Annotated in this window: 16 protein-coding genes; 6 read left to right on the top strand and 10 right to left on the bottom strand. The window is 38.4% G+C overall.

What is annotated here, in order from left to right; all coding sequences use genetic code 11:
- Positions 1–97 precede the first annotated feature (97 nt).
- The 3 genes from DIU38_RS09550 to DIU38_RS09540 all read right to left on the bottom strand — a co-directional run bounded on the left by DIU38_RS09550 (position 98) and on the right by DIU38_RS09540 (position 3,062).
- Positions 98–928, bottom strand: a complete 831-nt coding sequence (locus DIU38_RS09550) for an RteC domain-containing protein (protein WP_167516129.1) — start codon at positions 926–928, stop codon at positions 98–100.
- Between the two features lie 99 nt (positions 929–1,027).
- Positions 1,028–2,413 (bottom strand): cysteine peptidase family C39 domain-containing protein, encoded by a 1,386-nt coding sequence (locus tag DIU38_RS09545; RefSeq protein ID WP_112652440.1) that lies wholly within the window; start codon positions 2,411–2,413, stop codon positions 1,028–1,030.
- Positions 2,414–2,423: 10 nt separating this feature from the next.
- A complete protein-coding gene (locus tag DIU38_RS09540) occupies positions 2,424–3,062 on the bottom strand; it encodes a hypothetical protein (RefSeq protein WP_112652441.1) in 639 nt (212 codons plus the stop codon).
- Positions 3,063–3,194: 132 nt separating this feature from the next.
- On the opposite strand from DIU38_RS09540, the gene DIU38_RS09535 reads away from it, so the two are divergent.
- Entirely contained in the window at positions 3,195–3,683 is a 489-nt protein-coding gene (locus tag DIU38_RS09535; protein WP_149354069.1) for a rhomboid family intramembrane serine protease, read from the top strand.
- 204 nt (positions 3,684–3,887) lie between these two features.
- Here the strand turns inward: DIU38_RS09535 and DIU38_RS32980 are convergent, their stop codons facing one another.
- On the bottom strand, positions 3,888–4,064 hold the full coding sequence (locus DIU38_RS32980) for a hypothetical protein (RefSeq protein ID WP_167516128.1): 177 nt from the start codon (positions 4,062–4,064) through the stop codon (positions 3,888–3,890).
- Positions 4,065–4,186: 122 nt separating this feature from the next.
- Here DIU38_RS32980 and DIU38_RS09530 point away from each other — a divergent pair, with 122 nt between their 5' ends.
- From DIU38_RS09530 to DIU38_RS09510, 5 genes are all read left to right on the top strand, one after another.
- On the top strand, positions 4,187–4,573 hold the full coding sequence (locus tag DIU38_RS09530; protein WP_112652443.1) for a helix-turn-helix domain-containing protein: 387 nt from the start codon (positions 4,187–4,189) through the stop codon (positions 4,571–4,573).
- An 84-nt stretch (positions 4,574–4,657) separates the two neighbouring features.
- On the top strand, positions 4,658–4,864 hold the full coding sequence (locus DIU38_RS09525; protein WP_112652444.1) for an HTH domain-containing protein: 207 nt from the start codon (positions 4,658–4,660) through the stop codon (positions 4,862–4,864).
- A gap of 53 nt (positions 4,865–4,917) precedes the next feature.
- Positions 4,918–6,300 carry a serine/threonine protein kinase gene (locus tag DIU38_RS09520; RefSeq protein ID WP_112652445.1) on the top strand — a complete coding sequence of 461 codons (1,383 nt, stop codon included), beginning with the start codon at positions 4,918–4,920 and terminating at the stop codon, positions 6,298–6,300.
- Positions 6,275–6,727, top strand: coding sequence for a MauE/DoxX family redox-associated membrane protein (locus tag DIU38_RS09515; protein WP_112652446.1), 453 nt, complete (start codon positions 6,275–6,277; stop codon positions 6,725–6,727). The genes DIU38_RS09520 and DIU38_RS09515 overlap by 26 nt, the downstream gene beginning before the upstream one ends.
- 83 nt (positions 6,728–6,810) lie before the next feature.
- Positions 6,811–7,113, top strand: coding sequence for a hypothetical protein (locus DIU38_RS09510; protein ID WP_112683109.1), 303 nt, complete (start codon positions 6,811–6,813; stop codon positions 7,111–7,113).
- A gap of 102 nt (positions 7,114–7,215) precedes the next feature.
- Here the strand turns inward: DIU38_RS09510 and DIU38_RS09505 are convergent, their stop codons facing one another.
- The 6 genes from DIU38_RS09505 to DIU38_RS09480 all read right to left on the bottom strand — a co-directional run bounded on the left by DIU38_RS09505 (position 7,216) and on the right by DIU38_RS09480 (position 16,020).
- Complete coding sequence (locus DIU38_RS09505) at positions 7,216–8,769, bottom strand: TlpA family protein disulfide reductase (protein ID WP_112652448.1); 1,554 nt, start codon at positions 8,767–8,769, stop codon at positions 7,216–7,218.
- Between the two features lie 3 nt (positions 8,770–8,772).
- Entirely contained in the window at positions 8,773–10,182 is a 1,410-nt protein-coding gene (locus DIU38_RS09500; protein ID WP_112652449.1) for a RagB/SusD family nutrient uptake outer membrane protein, read from the bottom strand.
- 9 nt (positions 10,183–10,191) lie between these two features.
- Positions 10,192–13,905: a SusC/RagA family TonB-linked outer membrane protein gene (locus tag DIU38_RS09495; protein ID WP_243770774.1), complete on the bottom strand. Its 3,714-nt coding sequence runs from the start codon at positions 13,903–13,905 to the stop codon at positions 10,192–10,194.
- 75 nt (positions 13,906–13,980) lie between these two features.
- Positions 13,981–15,021 carry a FecR family protein gene (locus DIU38_RS09490; protein WP_243770838.1) on the bottom strand — a complete coding sequence of 347 codons (1,041 nt, stop codon included), beginning with the start codon at positions 15,019–15,021 and terminating at the stop codon, positions 13,981–13,983.
- A gap of 65 nt (positions 15,022–15,086) precedes the next feature.
- On the bottom strand, positions 15,087–15,686 hold the full coding sequence (locus tag DIU38_RS09485; protein ID WP_112652451.1) for an RNA polymerase sigma factor: 600 nt from the start codon (positions 15,684–15,686) through the stop codon (positions 15,087–15,089).
- 52 nt (positions 15,687–15,738) lie between these two features.
- The gene (locus DIU38_RS09480) at positions 15,739–16,020 is read right to left on the bottom strand and encodes a hypothetical protein (protein ID WP_112652452.1); all 282 of its coding nucleotides are present in this window, start codon (positions 16,018–16,020) and stop codon (positions 15,739–15,741) included.
- Positions 16,021–16,145: the final 125 nt, after the last annotated feature.

Below are 16,145 nucleotides of genomic sequence, written 5' to 3'. Positions count from 1 at the left end.
CACAGAGGCATTTAAATCTTTTCTAAAATAAAAGATATATCTTGATAGCTGAGGTAGAGCAATAGGGTTGCCTTATCTACGGCAACCCTTAAGCAAATCAGCTATTATGCTCATCGGCCTTACCTTGTATGGCAGAACGCATTTGATCAATAAATTTGGTGATGCTCAATCGTTTTCTCCTGGATATTTCTGAGAATTTGCGTTGCGCAATGCCTATGGAGACTTTGAGGTTTGTTTCAATCCATCGTACGATTTGATTAAGACTGGCATTACCGTCATTTACCTGGCCGGTCAGCCATATTCCGTAGGCCAATTCTACAGCATTTATAACATCTCCAGTCCACCTTAATTCAAAGTCACCATCTGTTCTCATTACCGGTGAGTTGTTCATTAAGAATGTAATACGATTAATAATCATCTGGTTAACCTGTTCAAAAGCGATAAACTTGGCAAACAGATCACTCATCGGAGTGGAATCGTTGTGTTCTGTGTCGGTGATTTCGGGGAGAGGAATTTGCGAGTGATCTGCATTCCGGATGAAATAAAGATGGTCAAGCTCGCTGAAATGATTTCTGTAGTATTGATAATAAAACGAATTCAATTTAAAAACGGATTGAAAACCCTTAATGGCTTCCTCGAAGTAATTAATCAAGACATCACTTGTACCTATAGGTTCGTTGACACTTATGTTATATTCGACGGAAACCTGGAGCTTATAAGCCAATATTTTAGGTCTTATTTCCTTAAAGAAGATTATCTCCTCTTGCGGACTGGTAAATTCAGTCGTCTTCAGATGTTCTTTTAAATCAGCGATGGCCTTATTTACCAATATTACGGAGGCGCTATAACGCTCCATTGGTGGATAATTTTGCAAGCTGAGCAATTCCTCCTTCAGCTGGCTTTCGATTGTTTCAAATGTTGGATTCATATAATCATTTTCAAAGTTAGATGACATTTCAAGGTGGTGAAAAGCACGGCTAAGCCCCTCCGGTAATTAACGGGGGCGATTAATCGAATTAAATTGAGGTTAACTACCGAAAACTGTATTCATCTGTATTGCCGCGTCAGCACCTTCAGCCAAAACGGTCAATGCATTTAAAATTTTCGGTATCAGCGAGAACATGATATAACTGAGGATAACTACGATCATTAGGGAATCGTAAGAAGCACCTCCATTATTAAAGGTCAGAAAACAGGTAAAAAATATGGCAGCTATGTTGAGTGTCTGCATGATCTCAAGCCTGAGTGTTAAGTGGGCGGCTTTCATTCCATGGTTCTCCGCAAAATTCATGGTGCGACGGAAGTTGCCTAATTGTTGATTGGCAATCAAGTCACTCAGGCCATGATCTATACTATTTGTGCGCAAGTGACAAATATCTTTTAATGCGCGTTCGGCAGACTTTGAATAATAATTCAGCCGGGATATTTCGAAGGAATATTTTGATGAAAACCTATAAATGCAAATCAATGCAACAATCAGGAATACCAGATCAATTGCCCCGGCAACCGGCGTCGTATAAAATACGGCTCCCAGCATCACAAGGATAAAGGCACCGTCGCAACAAATAACAACCATAAATGCTGAGATGGCGGCCTGAATTTTTTGAATGTCCGCAAGCGTATTAGGTATATTGTAGGTTTGAGCATCATCTTGATGCGACTTGAAAAATATGCGGTTTAATATATGTTGAATCAACCTGTCATTAATTGCGAGATTGATGCGGATGAGTAAGTATTGTCTAAGGTAATTTGCCAGGGCGCGAGCGAAGTATATAATCACTAACAATATAATCAGACTTACTAAACGAGTACCCTGCAAAAGGTTATTGTATATCATTCCACGTTGAAGCAACCAGGTTAACCCAACGCCAAAAGCTGCCGCTATCAGGGAAAGAAATCCAAATACGGGAATTAATGCAACCGGTACATCCCGAATACCTCTTAGCAAACGCCAGGGAGATGGAAAGTTGTCATAATTAAATTCAGGTTCCTTCTCAAAATACAAAGCAGCCTTCGAACGCCAAATTTCCTGAAGTTCATCTATAGGTATATAGGTGACCTGTTTTGCAGGATCGGCAACCAGAAAATAATGTTTACCTTTTATTTTGCGGGAACTAAAGCTAACGATAAAATGATCCTGGCCATCATCGTTAGTTGTATGCAGGATCACCGGTTTGTTTATAGATATCAAAGTATCGAGATCCATTTCCACGGCCCTCGCGGGAAAGGAAGATTCGCTACAAACATTTTTTAACTGAAGTAAAGAAACAGGTTTATTTGAAGCGGATAATTCGCGATCAATCAGCGGGATCTGATTATAGCAAGCAAAAACCATTTTGAGGCAGGCCAATCCACAATCCTGATCTGTGGCTTGTCTAATAAAGATTCTTTTGATTAAAGCGATGGGGGTCATAGTGATGTTGTTAGGCCTGTGCAGGAAAAACCACCATGGTAGTAAATACTACACAGGCAATCCAGACGACCAGCGCCGGGACATATCCTTTCAGGACGATTAATAATGAGTTGTCGAAATTGAGGGTAGTAATTTTTGTCAGTCCGAATGCAAGTGCAAACCAATACGCAATTTCAAAGGCATTCAAGGATTGTAATGGATAATACCAGGCAACCGGAACATTAGGAAATAATGACAGCGTTGAAAGTAAATACGTTTTATGCCAATCGCTCAGGGTTCCGGCCGGTTCAAAATAATGAAACCATAGAAGTTTGCCGAAAGCAGCAAATAAAAAGACAAATTCAGCATACACTACTACGCCAAATATCGATCTGAACCTTATTTGGTATTTAGCAACGTAAAATGTTGTATAAATGACCAGGGCAATTAAGGTAAGTTTTATTGTGAGGTAGAGGCCTTCAAACAGGTATATCCAATTTTGAGCATTTACATAGGTGGCTATAGCATTATCGTCATAGCCTAAAAGATCACCACTGTTTTTATAAAACTCGGGTGTAAGGACCAACCGGTTAGTTAAGCCAATTAAAGCGAATGAGGTTCCTAAGAGAGTGAGGAATGCTATTAAAATCGTTTTACCTTTGCAATGCATGTTATAACATTTTTTGGTAAAATTCCGTAGTTAGCGGGAAATGTCCTATTTGTATGAATTATAAGTTATAATTTAAACTTATGGTTTAAATCCATCGTTATAATAATATTAGTCGTACCTTATCTACTACCTATGCCGATAACAATATCCATCATGATTCTCATCATGGTAACGAGCGTTATTGGGTTTATAAACCCGATAATCAAGATCAACCTGATGCTTCATCCTTTCAGTATCTACCATCACAAACAATTTTACCGCCTATTTACCGCCGACCTGGTACATAACGATCCAGTCCATCTCATCATTAATGAAGCCGTTATTTTTTTCGCTTGCGGCAGCCTGGAAACCTACCTACATCAGCATTCAGCTTCGGGCAGTTTCCTTTATTTATTTATATACCTGGTAAGCATGTTAGGCGGAAGCGTTGCCATAGCTATTCGTCATTACAAAGATTTTGATTATTCCAGTTCAGGCGCATCGGGTAGCGCAATTGGGGTCATGTTTGGCTATATGATCCTTCAGCCGCATGTAATTGCATTTTATTTACCTGTCATTGGGGTATTGAAAATATCTACGGGCCTTTTTGTTTTATTATCGGGTTTATTATTTATCAGTTAAGGACAAAGAACCCGATGATGAATAATGAATTACATTTTTATTCCGCTGTTTCTGGCGCGGGAATTACGATGCTTTTATTCCATGGACAATTGTTAAACTGAAAATTAGTACTTATATATTAATTCGGACATAAATAACAAAGCCGGCCAAATGATCATTTAGCCGGCTATTGATTGAGGCACTAAAAATGCCCATTCTTTTTCTTTACCACAACCCAAGGCAGGAAGGGCCTGTAGCGGCAGCCACTGCGCCTACAACAGCACCAGCGCCACCAAATAATCCGCCTAAAGAAGCCGACACTACGATGTTGTAACCGCAGCTCATTGCGGAGGCGAAACCGCCTTTTAATTCGTCTGCCTGTTGATCAGATAAGTCTTTCATGTATTTAAAATTTTAGTTCTTCCCCCCATTGGGAATTGGACTAAAATTGATCAGATAGGCGCTGGTAAGCTAAAAGCTTAACTTATGATTTATTACTTTTGCTTATAGGATAAAACAATATTATGGAAGCTACTGGATTTAATAATGATCACATACCAAATCATAAGGATAGTGTCGGAGAAAGAATCCGTATCCAAAGGGAAATTAAAAACTACTCACAGACCTATATGTCGTTTATGCTGGAGATTTCGCAGCCAGCCTATTCCAATATTGAACGAGGTACTACCGTTTTAACTGTTCCCAGGCTTTATGAAATTGCAGAAATACTGGAGATATCCATCTTCGTATTGATGCCGCCATCCAAGTACGGGTCAGGTATCAATTTGGGGCGATATTTAAATACGCTATTCAAACTACTTAAACCCCATAATAAGCGATTAAAAGGAAAACATGAATCGGCTTTAGCTAAAGGAATTGTTTACAGGGACATTTCAAAAAACCTGGACTAATAATTTAAAAAACTGAGTTATTGCACTTTAGGCTGATGCCATTCATCTTTACGGGTCTAAACCGACTGTAAAAATAGATTGGCTATGGACTACAGAACCTATGAAAAACGGCTTGAATATATCCTGGAGCTTATTGAGAAAGGACGTTTTGGATCAATTGAAAGAGTTGCCAAGCGATTTGATGTCAGTACGCGGACGGTAAAGCGCATGCTTCAGAATCTGCGTGATAAAGGCCATGATATATTATATGATAAAAAAATAAAAAAATATTATATCAAAAATACAGAGTGACAATCTCTGTCCCGCTGCCGGAATAGTTTTGATTTCATAAATGAGTCACTACTATGGAAAAGGCATTCACAGTAAATCTTGTTAGCTACATACCTATATTGAAAAATGCGGGTATCAGGTTTAAAGAAGATGAGAAAACCCTGATGATCGGCAAGCCAACGGCTAAAGCGGGCTATGTTATTATTGTCAGCTCCCGAACCCTTGATACACCAATACAATTGACCCGCATCCTGCCCATTCTAAAAGAAAGTAAGGCTGCGTACAGGATTATAAAAGATCAACATTTCCAATACAGGTTGAATGCAGGGGCATTCGGGGATGAAGAAGCTGGAAAAGTACTTATTATTTTTCCGAGCAACATCGATGAAGCCAAAAGATTAATAAATCAAATCGTTCCTAAAACGCAGGGCTCAAAAGGCCCGGTTGTCATGAACTCCCAGCAAATTAGTGATGTTGTATTTATTCAAAAAATAACAGCCAGTGGGAACGGTGATCTAATATTGGAAAAGCCGGGCATTAAGCAGTTTCCCTTTGCTGTAGATAAAACTTATAGGGAAAAGAAGAAGTTATTTGGTTTGATCGGTCGGTATTATCTCCCAGTGCAGCTACTTAGGTCAAACTCCAAGGGCGCTATCTACAAAGCCATTAATCTAAAGCGGTTCGCATTTAATTGGTGTATAATTAAAGAAGGTAGACCTGTGGCATTAGATGACCATTTTGACCGAGATATGAAAGACCGTTTGCATTGGCAGGAAAATGTGCATAGGTCATTAGTTGGTAAGGTATACACCCCAAATGTAATTGATTTTTTCAGCCGTAAAGGCTACCATTATCTGGTCATGAATTTTGCTGAGGGCATTTCCTATGGCGAATTTGTTAGAAATGAGCTTTCAGGAAAACGATGGACTGAGCTAAATACAATCAAAAAAGCAGAATTGCTGGGTTATTTTATCCAGGCGGTAGAACTTGTTGAAAATGTACATAATGCAGGTTTTGTTCATCGGGATGTTACGGATGGTAATTTTATCATTCTTGATGACGGCCAGCTATGTATTATTGATTTTGAACTCAGTTATCATGTACAAAATGGTGAGCCTAACCCGCCGTTTTTGTTAGGCACCTTCGGCTACGTGGCTCCTGAACAGATCAATCACGCAGTCCCTCACTTTAAAGAAGATATTTATTCACTTGGCGCATTGCTGTGTTTTACATTGACGGGATGTAAAACCTGGGAATACATTACGCCAAATCTGCACCAAGTCCGGGCGAAGACAATGCGCCTCACCAATGAGCATGAATTAACTGATATCATTATCAAATGTTTGAGTAACAGCCGTGCTGACCGCCCCAAAATAGGCGAATTGCTGGTCGGTGTGAAACGCATTTATCTACAACAAAAAAATCAAACTGATGAAAAAATCCCAATGGCTGTGTGAGTTAATTGTATTACTCCTGGCACTGCTTTTCCTTTATACGGCATTTAGCAAGCTGATTGATATGCGCCATTGGATTCGTGCGATCCATAACCAAGTTTTTCCAAAATCGGTCGATCCGTTTTTAGTTGTGTTAGTCCCCATTGTAGAAATAGTTGTTGGCGTAGCCTTGTTAATACCTAAATGGAGAAGGTTTGGATTTACGGGTTCAATGATATTGCTTTCGGGATTTAGTATTTATATCCTACTGGGCATACTACATGCTTTCAAACGCGTCCCCTGCGGTTGTGCAGGTGTTTTTCAAGCTATGTCCTGGCCTGTTCATTTAGTTTTTAATGTGGTATTTCTCTCACTGACAATCATCGGGCTTATTCTTAATCGCAAAGCAGATCATATCAAAGCTGTTTCAAAAAGATATTCGACAACATAAAAATATTCATGCGCAAAGAATCAGGGGAAAGCTGAAAACCTGCGAAAAGAGTAGGCAAAAAAATACATCTAAATTTCAAAGTTATGTTAAACTCTAAAAAAAGCTTTTTACAAAAAGCAAGAATTGCGATGGTAGCCATTGTAACAATTATGAGCCTTGGCGGTGCTTATGCCATGAATGCTCCTAAACACGATGCATTGCAGACATGGGGTGTAATTGCCACGGTTGGCAATCAATATCATGTTACCGCAGTTACTTCCGGATCATTTTGTGATAACCCATCAGCAAAAGCCTGCGAAGTTCGCTCTGCCGCAACACCGGATGCTAATAACATGATCCCAACAGCCGGTGCTTCTGTTAAATTAACTGGTGATTTTAATAAATAAGCCAGCATCAAATGGAATCGGTATGAGCCGATTCCGTTTGATCATTGTTATTTAATTATTACATTGTAATACTAATAGTAATTTCTGAACATTCTAAAAGGTCTAATTTGCTTTTGCTGCTGAGATTGTACTCAATAAGATATCCATGTTTCGCAAGGTATTATCGACTTTGTACAGTCGTTGTAATTTATCAATCACTAATGGTCGCGGGTACCCTAAAACTTGGTAAAATTTAATAACAGGATCGCTCATACCATCACCATTGGTATACAGGTTGACTATATTATCTGATGTATAAGTACCAGACTGGATACTTTTCAACCACCCCTCTTTATTTTTATCAATTGATATTGAAATAAAAACCACATTTGGATCATTGGCAAATTTCTCTTCAACCTTTGATAGTACATCTCTATAATAATTTATGCAATTGCCACAACCCGTATACCAAAAATCTATAAAAACCACTTTACCTGCAAATTCGGAAAGCTTTACTTTATGACCCTTTGCATCGGTTAGATCGAAATTATATGCTGGCATTCCCTTAGTCGTTTTCATCATTTCCGCAAGTTGTGATTTACCAACATCAGTTTTGATGCTAAGAGAAGCAATCTTAAAGAAATTGATCAGATTTCTGAACCGATTTAAATACATTTTTGTTACCAGGATATATAAATTTTCCTTAATAAAGGCATCGCCGATAGGTGCCAATGATTGCGCAAGAGTATCAGGTTTCCAATTCTTACAATCAGTTATAGTACGATATTTTCTAAGCTCTGCTGACCAAAAATCATTGCTTGAAATCATTGTAGTTCTATCAAGCCTTTTACGACTTACAGAATCAGCATAAGATAATGATTTGAATAGCTGTTTTTTGAATGGTACCGATGAATTCTTTAAGATCCCATGTAGGTTGCTTAAGAGGATGTCATATTGTAAACCAGCAGCAGAAAAATATGCATGAATACATAATTCATTATAAGCCTGAAGATCTAAACCCGCCCTATAATGTTTTATTGTGTCAATCGCTTTTCTGGCGATCCGCATATCCAAATTATCGACATTGAAGGTTGAGTCCGCTTTTATATAATCTTTAGCAAACTCACGCCAATATTCAATTGAATCTACAAGATAGCGTAATGAATATTTTTGAGCCCCCTTTCCACTAAAATTAAAGCTAAAGCCTCTTACGTAATTACTAAGTGGGCGAAAGGTAGATTTTTTTCTTGCCACAATTTTGATATCATCTCCACCTTGAACAAAGTAATTTTCTAAGATGCCATATCCTATGGGCACCCCCACCTCCCTATCGTTTCGGCCGAGTGTATCAAGAGAACTCCCAATTTTACTTAGTCGTATATAAAATCCCAATTTTCTCCGAGTTGGAGGGACTTTTAAATGAAACACATAAAGGCCATGTTTATCAGCTTTGGATACTAAGGACGTTTCCCCGTTATCGAAAGCTCTATCTGCTTTCACAACCTGATCTGAAAAAGTAAGTTCCAGTTTTTCAGATAAATCTATCTCTGGAATTAATACAGTTATTTTGGCAGAATCAATCGATCCTGTTCGAACAGAAGATTGTGCAAAGGTAATACGAGAGCTATAAATAAAAATAAACAGTGTAGCGATGAAAGCTATTGTTAAATTTTTCATGGATTATCGTGGATTTTGAGGTAAATGGTTAATAGTAATTTCGTCTTGCGGTAATGGAAAAACATAGCGTTTGTCGTTCGGAGCTAATATGTATGTATTGCCATGATACTCGTGTTGGATTGTCAATGAAAATCGGCTATCTTGATTAAGCCTTCTCAGATCTTCCCATCGCGTGTTACCTGTAAGAACTAATTCCCGGCGTCGTTCAGCTAATATTTTGTTGAGTAAAGTAACTGGATCTGTTGATGTGAACGCGACGAATGCGTCTGGCGATAACCTGTATTTCATCAAAGCATTGATGTCAGCTAATGCAATCGTTACATAGTTATTTCTTGCGGCACACTCAGCCCTTATAAGATAGATTTCATCGTTTGCGATTCCGCAGAAGTTATAGGGCCTCGCTGAATAGTTTGCCTTCGGCCTGAACGCACCGGCACCATCACTAATAAAATAGGTTGTTTTTCTTAAGTCACCAGGAATATAGCTATTGTAGAGATCGGTTGAAATTCGGCTTGTTGCCTTCGCGTTGCAGATAGTGGCGGTCAGACCATAACTGTAAGCGTACCACATAATTTCGGGATTATTTTGGGCGAAACTCGGAAATGGTGCTGTGCTCGATATATTGAGCTTATTAAAATCTAATAGTGTGGCATTTTCTTTAAGTGCTGCATCGGCGAATGTGTATGCATTTTGATAATCTGCCATAGATAAACACACTTTCGCTAACAAGGCATTTGCGGCACTGGAATTCGGCCGTGTTTTATACTGAGCACTTAAAGGCAAAAGTGGAATTGCAATCTTCAAATCATTGATCATTTGATCATAAACTTGCTTTACTGAGCCGCGTCCAACCTTTTGATTTACATCTAATGATAAACGGATGGGAACTCCTAAATCAGAACCTGCCGATGACAAAACATAAGGTTTGCAAAACAATTGTGATAACTGATAAAATGCAAAACTTCGCATAAAGAGTGCCTGGCCCTTAATATTTTGTGCGGTTACAGTGGATCGTTGTGCGGTGGGCAGTTTCTCCAGGCCATCCAATACAATGTTCGCATATTCTACTGCCTGATAATTATTAACCCAGTCAGCAGACAACGCACCCTGATAAATATCAGATGCCCATAAATATGTGTTTCGGGTAACCTGATTTTCGGCATCGAGTTTTGTATCGGGAAAATAGATGTTATCGGTTCCAATAACGCCTAAAATTGAATTTAGATCATTAAATACTACGTCATTATCTAATATGGCTTGAAAATCCTGGAGTGTTTGAGGAGTTACATCAGATTTATTGTTTTTAATGTTAAGCCAGTCGTCTTGTTTTTTACATGAAAAACAGCAAATTAAGGCCATTATGAACACACAAAAATATAACGACCTAAACATTTTAAATGGTGAACGTTTCATAGAGAGTTTTTAAAGATTAGCATTGAATCCTATAGAAAGAGTAAATGGTGTAGCAATTGGGTGTGGGTTGAATTGTACGAGATCTGGATCAAGTCCATATTTATTTGCCCTCCAAATAATGCCCAGATTACTTGCGTATGCGAAAACATTGATTTTTTTGAATGGTAGGTTGTGCACCATACTTTTATCCAAGCCATAGGAAAGCCTGATATCCATTAATCTGATGTTGTTTCCGTTTGCAACGAGACTACTGCTGTATTTATAAAAAGTATTTCTGTTTTCGTTTGAAGGATAAATTACAGAGGGTACAGACGTATTTTTCTCGTCTCCGGGATTTTGCCAGCGCACTTCATAATCGATATTTTGACTATTGCTCTGCGAAATGATGCCAGCTTGGTTAAGGTTAGTAGATGGTCGCCTAAATACATAACCGAATTCAAATTTGATCATTGCGGATAGCGTAAATCCAGCATAAGAAAATTCGTTTATTAATGAACCATATACCGTGGGGCGCGCTGATCCATTATATATTAGGCTATCAGTTTTGTAATTATTAATTATGCCAGTGTAATCCTCGCTTGTTTTCCCATTAAGATACCCAATAGGATTGCCATTCGTAGGATTAAGTCCCGCCCAACGATAGCTATAGATGCCATAAATGGAGTGATTTAATATTGGCACGCCGGTCGTTGACTGAATTGTTGAATTCGTTAATGGCATATCGAATTTTGTTACTCTATCATGCAGCGTGCTAAATAACAGCGTAGAATTCCATTGGAACTTTCCGACCAGGTTTCTTGTATTTATTGTGATATCGAAACCTTTAGTTGTAGTTGAGGCGGCGTTGCCAGAAAATGATGTAAAACCGCTCGAAGTCGCTAAGGGGATACTTTCAATTAGATCAGTGCCATTTTTGATATAGTACTCAATATCGCCGTAGATGCGGCTGTTCTTAGTTTGAAACTCTAACGTGAAGTTAGTATTCCTTACTTTCTCCCACCGCAATTCAGGATTTGGAGCGGTTAGATTAAATATAGCAGGTGCGCCTGTAATTGAATTTGTTTGATATAAACCTGTCACATAAGCCGAACCATTGTAGACATTTCCATTATAACCGTATGTAGCCTTTAACCGAAGTAATGGAAACCAATCCCATTTGTAAAAGGGCTCTTTAGAAAGTTCCCAAACTCCACCAGTTGACCAAAGTGGCGTTACACGATCATTGGTTTTTACACCGAAAATATTAGAACCATCTTTACGACCGCTCAATGTAAATGTGTATTTATCAGAAAAGGTATAGGCAAGATTTGAGAAATAAGATACATAGCGATTGGTTGAACCTGTGATACTGCCATCCGGTGCTGGAATTTGCGCATAACCCGAAGGATTTATTAAAAGATAATCGTAGAAGTTTAGATTTTGGGTTGCAGTGCCAAACTGATCGTTGTATCCTAATGAATTTCTTGTATATCCAGTATTGGTCAGTTGTTTTACTTCAGCACCGACTAATCCCGAAAGCTGACTGTTATTTGAAAATGCTTGACTATAATTCAATTGTCCCCTTGCGTTGTTAGACGTTAGTTGATTATGGTTAAGATTGAGCATGCCGCCAAGCGGAACCTGATATGTCGGCGCGGCGCCTGAGTTAATTATTGTAAATTCATTGATCAATGAGCGTGCGTTATAAGAGTCAACGCTTTGATAGTTTCTTCCATCCACAGCTTGCGTTTCATTTTGATAGGAAAGATTTACATCCCAATGCTTTAAAAATCTGTAGTCTGCGCTTACATTTAGTAGAAGATCATTGACTTTTGCATGATTGTCTGCTATCGCTAATTCGTCAAGTGGCCGATAACTCCAATTCAATAAGCCGGATGCTGGTACCCCTGCAACATAGCTTGATCTGTAACCTTTAACTATTGGTAAATGGTTGCCTGCGGCATCTGAAAATTGAGCATAAGGATATACACCGTTCACAGGGCCACCAACGCTAATACCAGAACCGTAATAAAGATTATTATTCAGGGCTGAGTTATTTTGACTATAATTTATACCGGTAGTTATAGAAAGATTTTTAATCGGTGTGTATGTATTTTGTGCATTCACACTCAGGCGTTCAAATCCATTACGAACCAAAGGATTTTGATTATTGACGTATCCGACCGACATATTGTAAGCATTTTGGTCGGTTCCCCCTCTAATGCCGATGGTATATTGTTGGTTAACGGTACTCCGGTAAATGTACTTTTCGTAATCGCTTCTAACATCTTTACTTCTTAAAGCCGCGATTTGGGAATTAGCATTAGGTATATTAATAGTGCCAGCTTTTGCAGCAGCCAATAAATCGACCACTGGTGAAACCGGTGATTGATCGTAAGTGTCGTTTAACCAAGTATCAAAATACCCTTGCTTGAACAAGCTTGTTTCCAGATCGACATAATCAGCAGACGGCAGGTAATTTCTGTCTGAGAAAAGATTAGGTTTATTTTGAAATGTAATTGTCCCATTCAACTCGACCGAAAGCTTTTGGTTTTTACGGCCTTTTTTAGTGGTTATTACAATCACTCCATTGCCGGATCGCGCACCCCAGATACTTGCTGCTGCGGCATCTTTAAGGACCGTTATACTCTCAACATCATTTGGATTTATGTTGCTAATGTTACCCTCATACGGGAAATTATCAAGAACAATCAAAGGATCAGTACCGACATTACCTGATAATGTACTTACCCCTCTTACAGTAACACCTAAATAGCGGTCATTTGAACCAGTTGCAATTGTTGGCCCGGACTGTCCCACAAAGCGTAATCCACTTGCTACACCATCAAGTCTATTTAAAATATTATCACCTGGGTTTCGGTTCAGTAATTTGTTATCAATCTGATCGAATGAACCAGATGCCCGTTCTTTTGGAATATTCTGATAACCCGTGGAAATTATTACTTCGTTCAACGATGTTTGATCGTCAGTTAATTGGATTTTAAATGGGCCAAAATTCTCATGTCCAAACGTAATCTCAATATTTTTATAACCAATGTAGGTAGCTAAGATAGTTCCACTGGTATCAGCTGTATGAAATTGAAAAGAGCCGCGGTTATCTGTTTGTGTTACAACTTTTCCATTTAGTAATATTGTAGCACCAAATAAAGGCTGTAGATTTTTCGCACTCAAAACAACACCCTGAATAAGCTTTATATTTTGTGCTTCTGACTGCGAGAAACTTTGTGGGGATTGATCCCGCTTTTCTGAGTTAACGGGTTTCGCTTTGATGACAATTCGATTTCCAATTATATCGAAGTCTAAATCAAGTGGTAGAAGCAAATCGTTAAGTACTTTTTTTAACGGTTGATTTGTTTCTTGTAGGCTTAACTTCACATTCAGGTTGCCACTTACATTACTGTAAATAATTCCTACTCTCGCTTTCTTTCCGATTATGGTTAAAACATCCTTGAGGGGTTTATCGGATATATCAACTGAAATTAATTTATTAAGATCCTGACCGAAAGCTTTGTTAGTTTGGGTCAGCGGGATTAAAACGAATAGAGATAGAGTAATAATACATATTCGTTTAAAAGCTAATTGTAAAAAAGGTCTAATAGGCATTTTAAAATTGCGTTTAAATAGTGTTTTAAAAATTGCATAGGGAACTTGATTTTGGCCTACCGGAGGTCGCCGCACATAGGGATGGAAAGGCAATAGCTTTCCCATAAAGTAAATTTTCATTTCTTTTTAGTTTTTAAATTCTTGACTGGAAAAGTGTTACTGTGCTGGCTAATGCAGCTTAGTGTTTCGTCTTATTTATGGTTCTTTACAACCACCATTAATAATAAATCCCCCATTCGCTTCAACTGCATTTCCATTGATGGAAACAGAAATTTGTTTTAAAATGACGGATAAGGGTTGTGATGTATCGAAGTCTCCGAAACACAGACAACTTGAAGTGTTGTCGCCAAGTTTGATCGACGCGTCGTAATATCGTCGTAAATCTGTTATGACCTCTTGAATAGGTGTGCCATTATATGATAGAATACCTGATTTTCTATTTAAGACAGCCTGAACTTTAGATGAACTTACAGTTAGTTCTAAATCTCTTCGATTAAAGAACACTTTTTGCCCTGGTTTTAAAACAACATTTTTGGTGAGAGCAGATTGAGGCTGATTGGAACTTACCTTCACTATACCGGTAACTACAGAAACTGAAAATATCTTAAGATTACTATAAGAAGTAATATCGAACGAGGTGCCAACCACTTCAGTTCTCATGTTTCCGCTATGTATGATAAATGGGTGAGATTTATCTTTTGCGACCTGAAAAAAAGCTTCGCCATCCAAACTAACCTCACGAAATTTACCTATTAACTGATCCCGGTATTTAAGTTTGCTGGATGGACAAAGCCATATCGTCGTCCCATCGTAAAGCTGGATTCTTTTTTTCTCACCAATATTTGTTACCAATTCTTTCAAATCTTCACTGTTCGTTTTACCTTTTATAAGTTCAGAGCGGTAAATCAGGTAAACTGTCGCGCTTGCTATCAAAATGAAAATTGCCGCCGCTGATAAAAAGATTTTGATAAACCTGGTATTGAAATTACTGTACCTATTATTCTCCTTGCTGCTATCTTTAACCGCAACCAAAAGTGTTTTTCTTACAGTTTCAATTGCTTTCTCATTTGCAAATAGTCTGTCAATCGCAATTGGATCGCCGTTTAATTCATTTGAAATAAAATTTCTTATAAGTAATTCATTCTCCGGCTTTTGAATTTCATTAAATAATAATGAAGCTTCAGCTGCGGTGCATTGATCGTTTAGATATTTATCAAGGAGTGCTTTTAAATCCACTTTATTCAATGTCGTTTAATGCTATTATCCGCATTGAATTAATTCTCACTGCTGTGAATGAAAATTTATTTCAGATGGTTGAAAACCTTAGGGATTATTACCAGGAGAGCTAAATGCTGGTTGGCAAGAAAATACTGCTTTATTGATTTGTTAGCTTTTACAAGGTGGTCATTGATCGTGTAAACTGAGATTCCGAGTAGTTCACTCACTTCCTTATAACTCTTTTCTTCTAAGCGACACAAGGTAAAAACAATCTTACGCTGAGGGGGCAAGCTTGCTATCGCTTTATTAATGAGTATTTTGGTTTCACTTTCGATAATTTTATCTTCTACTGGTAATACGTAGTCGATATTATTCACTATTAATTGCTCAATAAGTTTTTGATCCTGAGCAATTTTTCTAAAATGCTTATATACTAAGTTTTCTGCGATCTTAAATAGATAGGCCTTTATTGGTTTCTCGGGGTCGAGTGTATCGCGTTTCGTCCAGATTTTAAGGAACACATCTTGAAGAATCTCCTGAACGATTTCATCGTCTTTGATGATTCGCATAATTCTGCTATAAAGGTTGCGGCTATGTAAATCGTAAAATTTGGCAAATGCAATTTCGTCGCCATTTTTTATCGCGATGACTAAAACTTTTAATTCTTCATCGTTGACTATCATAACTGCCTTGACTACCCACTTTAAATTATTACGTCCAAGAATGGACTATGCTTTACGTGGGAGTAGTTAACCCTTCCTTAGTTTCGGCTGCATTGTTTGCCTGGTGAACGTTGTACGCTGCAGCAACCAGGCCAATTAACTGATCTAAGAACAAGGCAAGTTTTTCGTCGGAGATTTCCGCTTTCTGGTTGCAATCTTTCAATGTCCAGCATTGAAAGATTTTCCAGGCGAACACCTTCATGGTTTCAGGGGTATTGGCGACAAAAAAGTTAGCCAGTACATCTTTAAAAGGTGTTTCTGAGGAAGGACTGTTATTGAAATTTATTGCTCCCATACTTATCAGTTAAAGTTGGGCCACATAAAAACGCCATTGGCGTGGACTCAACTTACCGGACTGAGGCACGTGAGAAGGCCCAACCCCACAGTAAGAGAGCCCACACCAATGGCGTGGGCGTTCAC

The sequence above is a fragment of the Mucilaginibacter metallidurans genome (assembly GCF_003286435.2).
GTDB classification, from domain to species: Bacteria; Bacteroidota; Bacteroidia; order Sphingobacteriales; family Sphingobacteriaceae; genus Mucilaginibacter; species Mucilaginibacter gossypii.
The sequence above is the reverse complement of the archived record's forward strand: the minus strand, read 5'-3'. Positions and strand labels throughout refer to the sequence as shown.

What these genes read in the sequence shown, in the direction of transcription:
- DIU38_RS09510 (WP_112683109.1), top strand. Translation starts at nt 6,811, where the DNA reads ATGTTAAACTCTAAAAAAAGCTTTTTACAAAAAGCAAGAATTGCGATG.
- DIU38_RS09515 (WP_112652446.1), top strand. Translation starts at nt 6,275, where the DNA reads ATGAAAAAATCCCAATGGCTGTGTGAGTTAATTGTATTACTCCTGGCA.
- DIU38_RS09530 (WP_112652443.1), top strand. Translation starts at nt 4,187, where the DNA reads ATGGAAGCTACTGGATTTAATAATGATCACATACCAAATCATAAGGAT.
- DIU38_RS09495 (WP_243770774.1), bottom strand. Translation starts at nt 13,905, where the DNA reads ATGAAAATTTACTTTATGGGAAAGCTATTGCCTTTCCATCCCTATGTG.
- DIU38_RS09500 (WP_112652449.1), bottom strand. Translation starts at nt 10,182, where the DNA reads ATGAAACGTTCACCATTTAAAATGTTTAGGTCGTTATATTTTTGTGTG.
- DIU38_RS09505 (WP_112652448.1), bottom strand. Translation starts at nt 8,769, where the DNA reads ATGAAAAATTTAACAATAGCTTTCATCGCTACACTGTTTATTTTTATT.
- DIU38_RS09480 (WP_112652452.1), bottom strand. Translation starts at nt 16,020, where the DNA reads ATGGGAGCAATAAATTTCAATAACAGTCCTTCCTCAGAAACACCTTTT.
- DIU38_RS32980 (WP_167516128.1), bottom strand. Translation starts at nt 4,064, where the DNA reads ATGAAAGACTTATCTGATCAACAGGCAGACGAATTAAAAGGCGGTTTC.
- DIU38_RS09540 (WP_112652441.1), bottom strand. Translation starts at nt 3,062, where the DNA reads ATGCATTGCAAAGGTAAAACGATTTTAATAGCATTCCTCACTCTCTTA.
- DIU38_RS09545 (WP_112652440.1), bottom strand. Translation starts at nt 2,413, where the DNA reads ATGACCCCCATCGCTTTAATCAAAAGAATCTTTATTAGACAAGCCACA.
- DIU38_RS09520 (WP_112652445.1), top strand. Translation starts at nt 4,918, where the DNA reads ATGGAAAAGGCATTCACAGTAAATCTTGTTAGCTACATACCTATATTG.
- DIU38_RS09535 (WP_149354069.1), top strand. Translation starts at nt 3,195, where the DNA reads ATGCCGATAACAATATCCATCATGATTCTCATCATGGTAACGAGCGTT.
- DIU38_RS09525 (WP_112652444.1), top strand. Translation starts at nt 4,658, where the DNA reads ATGGACTACAGAACCTATGAAAAACGGCTTGAATATATCCTGGAGCTT.
- DIU38_RS09485 (WP_112652451.1), bottom strand. Translation starts at nt 15,686, where the DNA reads ATGATAGTCAACGATGAAGAATTAAAAGTTTTAGTCATCGCGATAAAA.
- DIU38_RS09550 (WP_167516129.1), bottom strand. Translation starts at nt 928, where the DNA reads ATGAATCCAACATTTGAAACAATCGAAAGCCAGCTGAAGGAGGAATTG.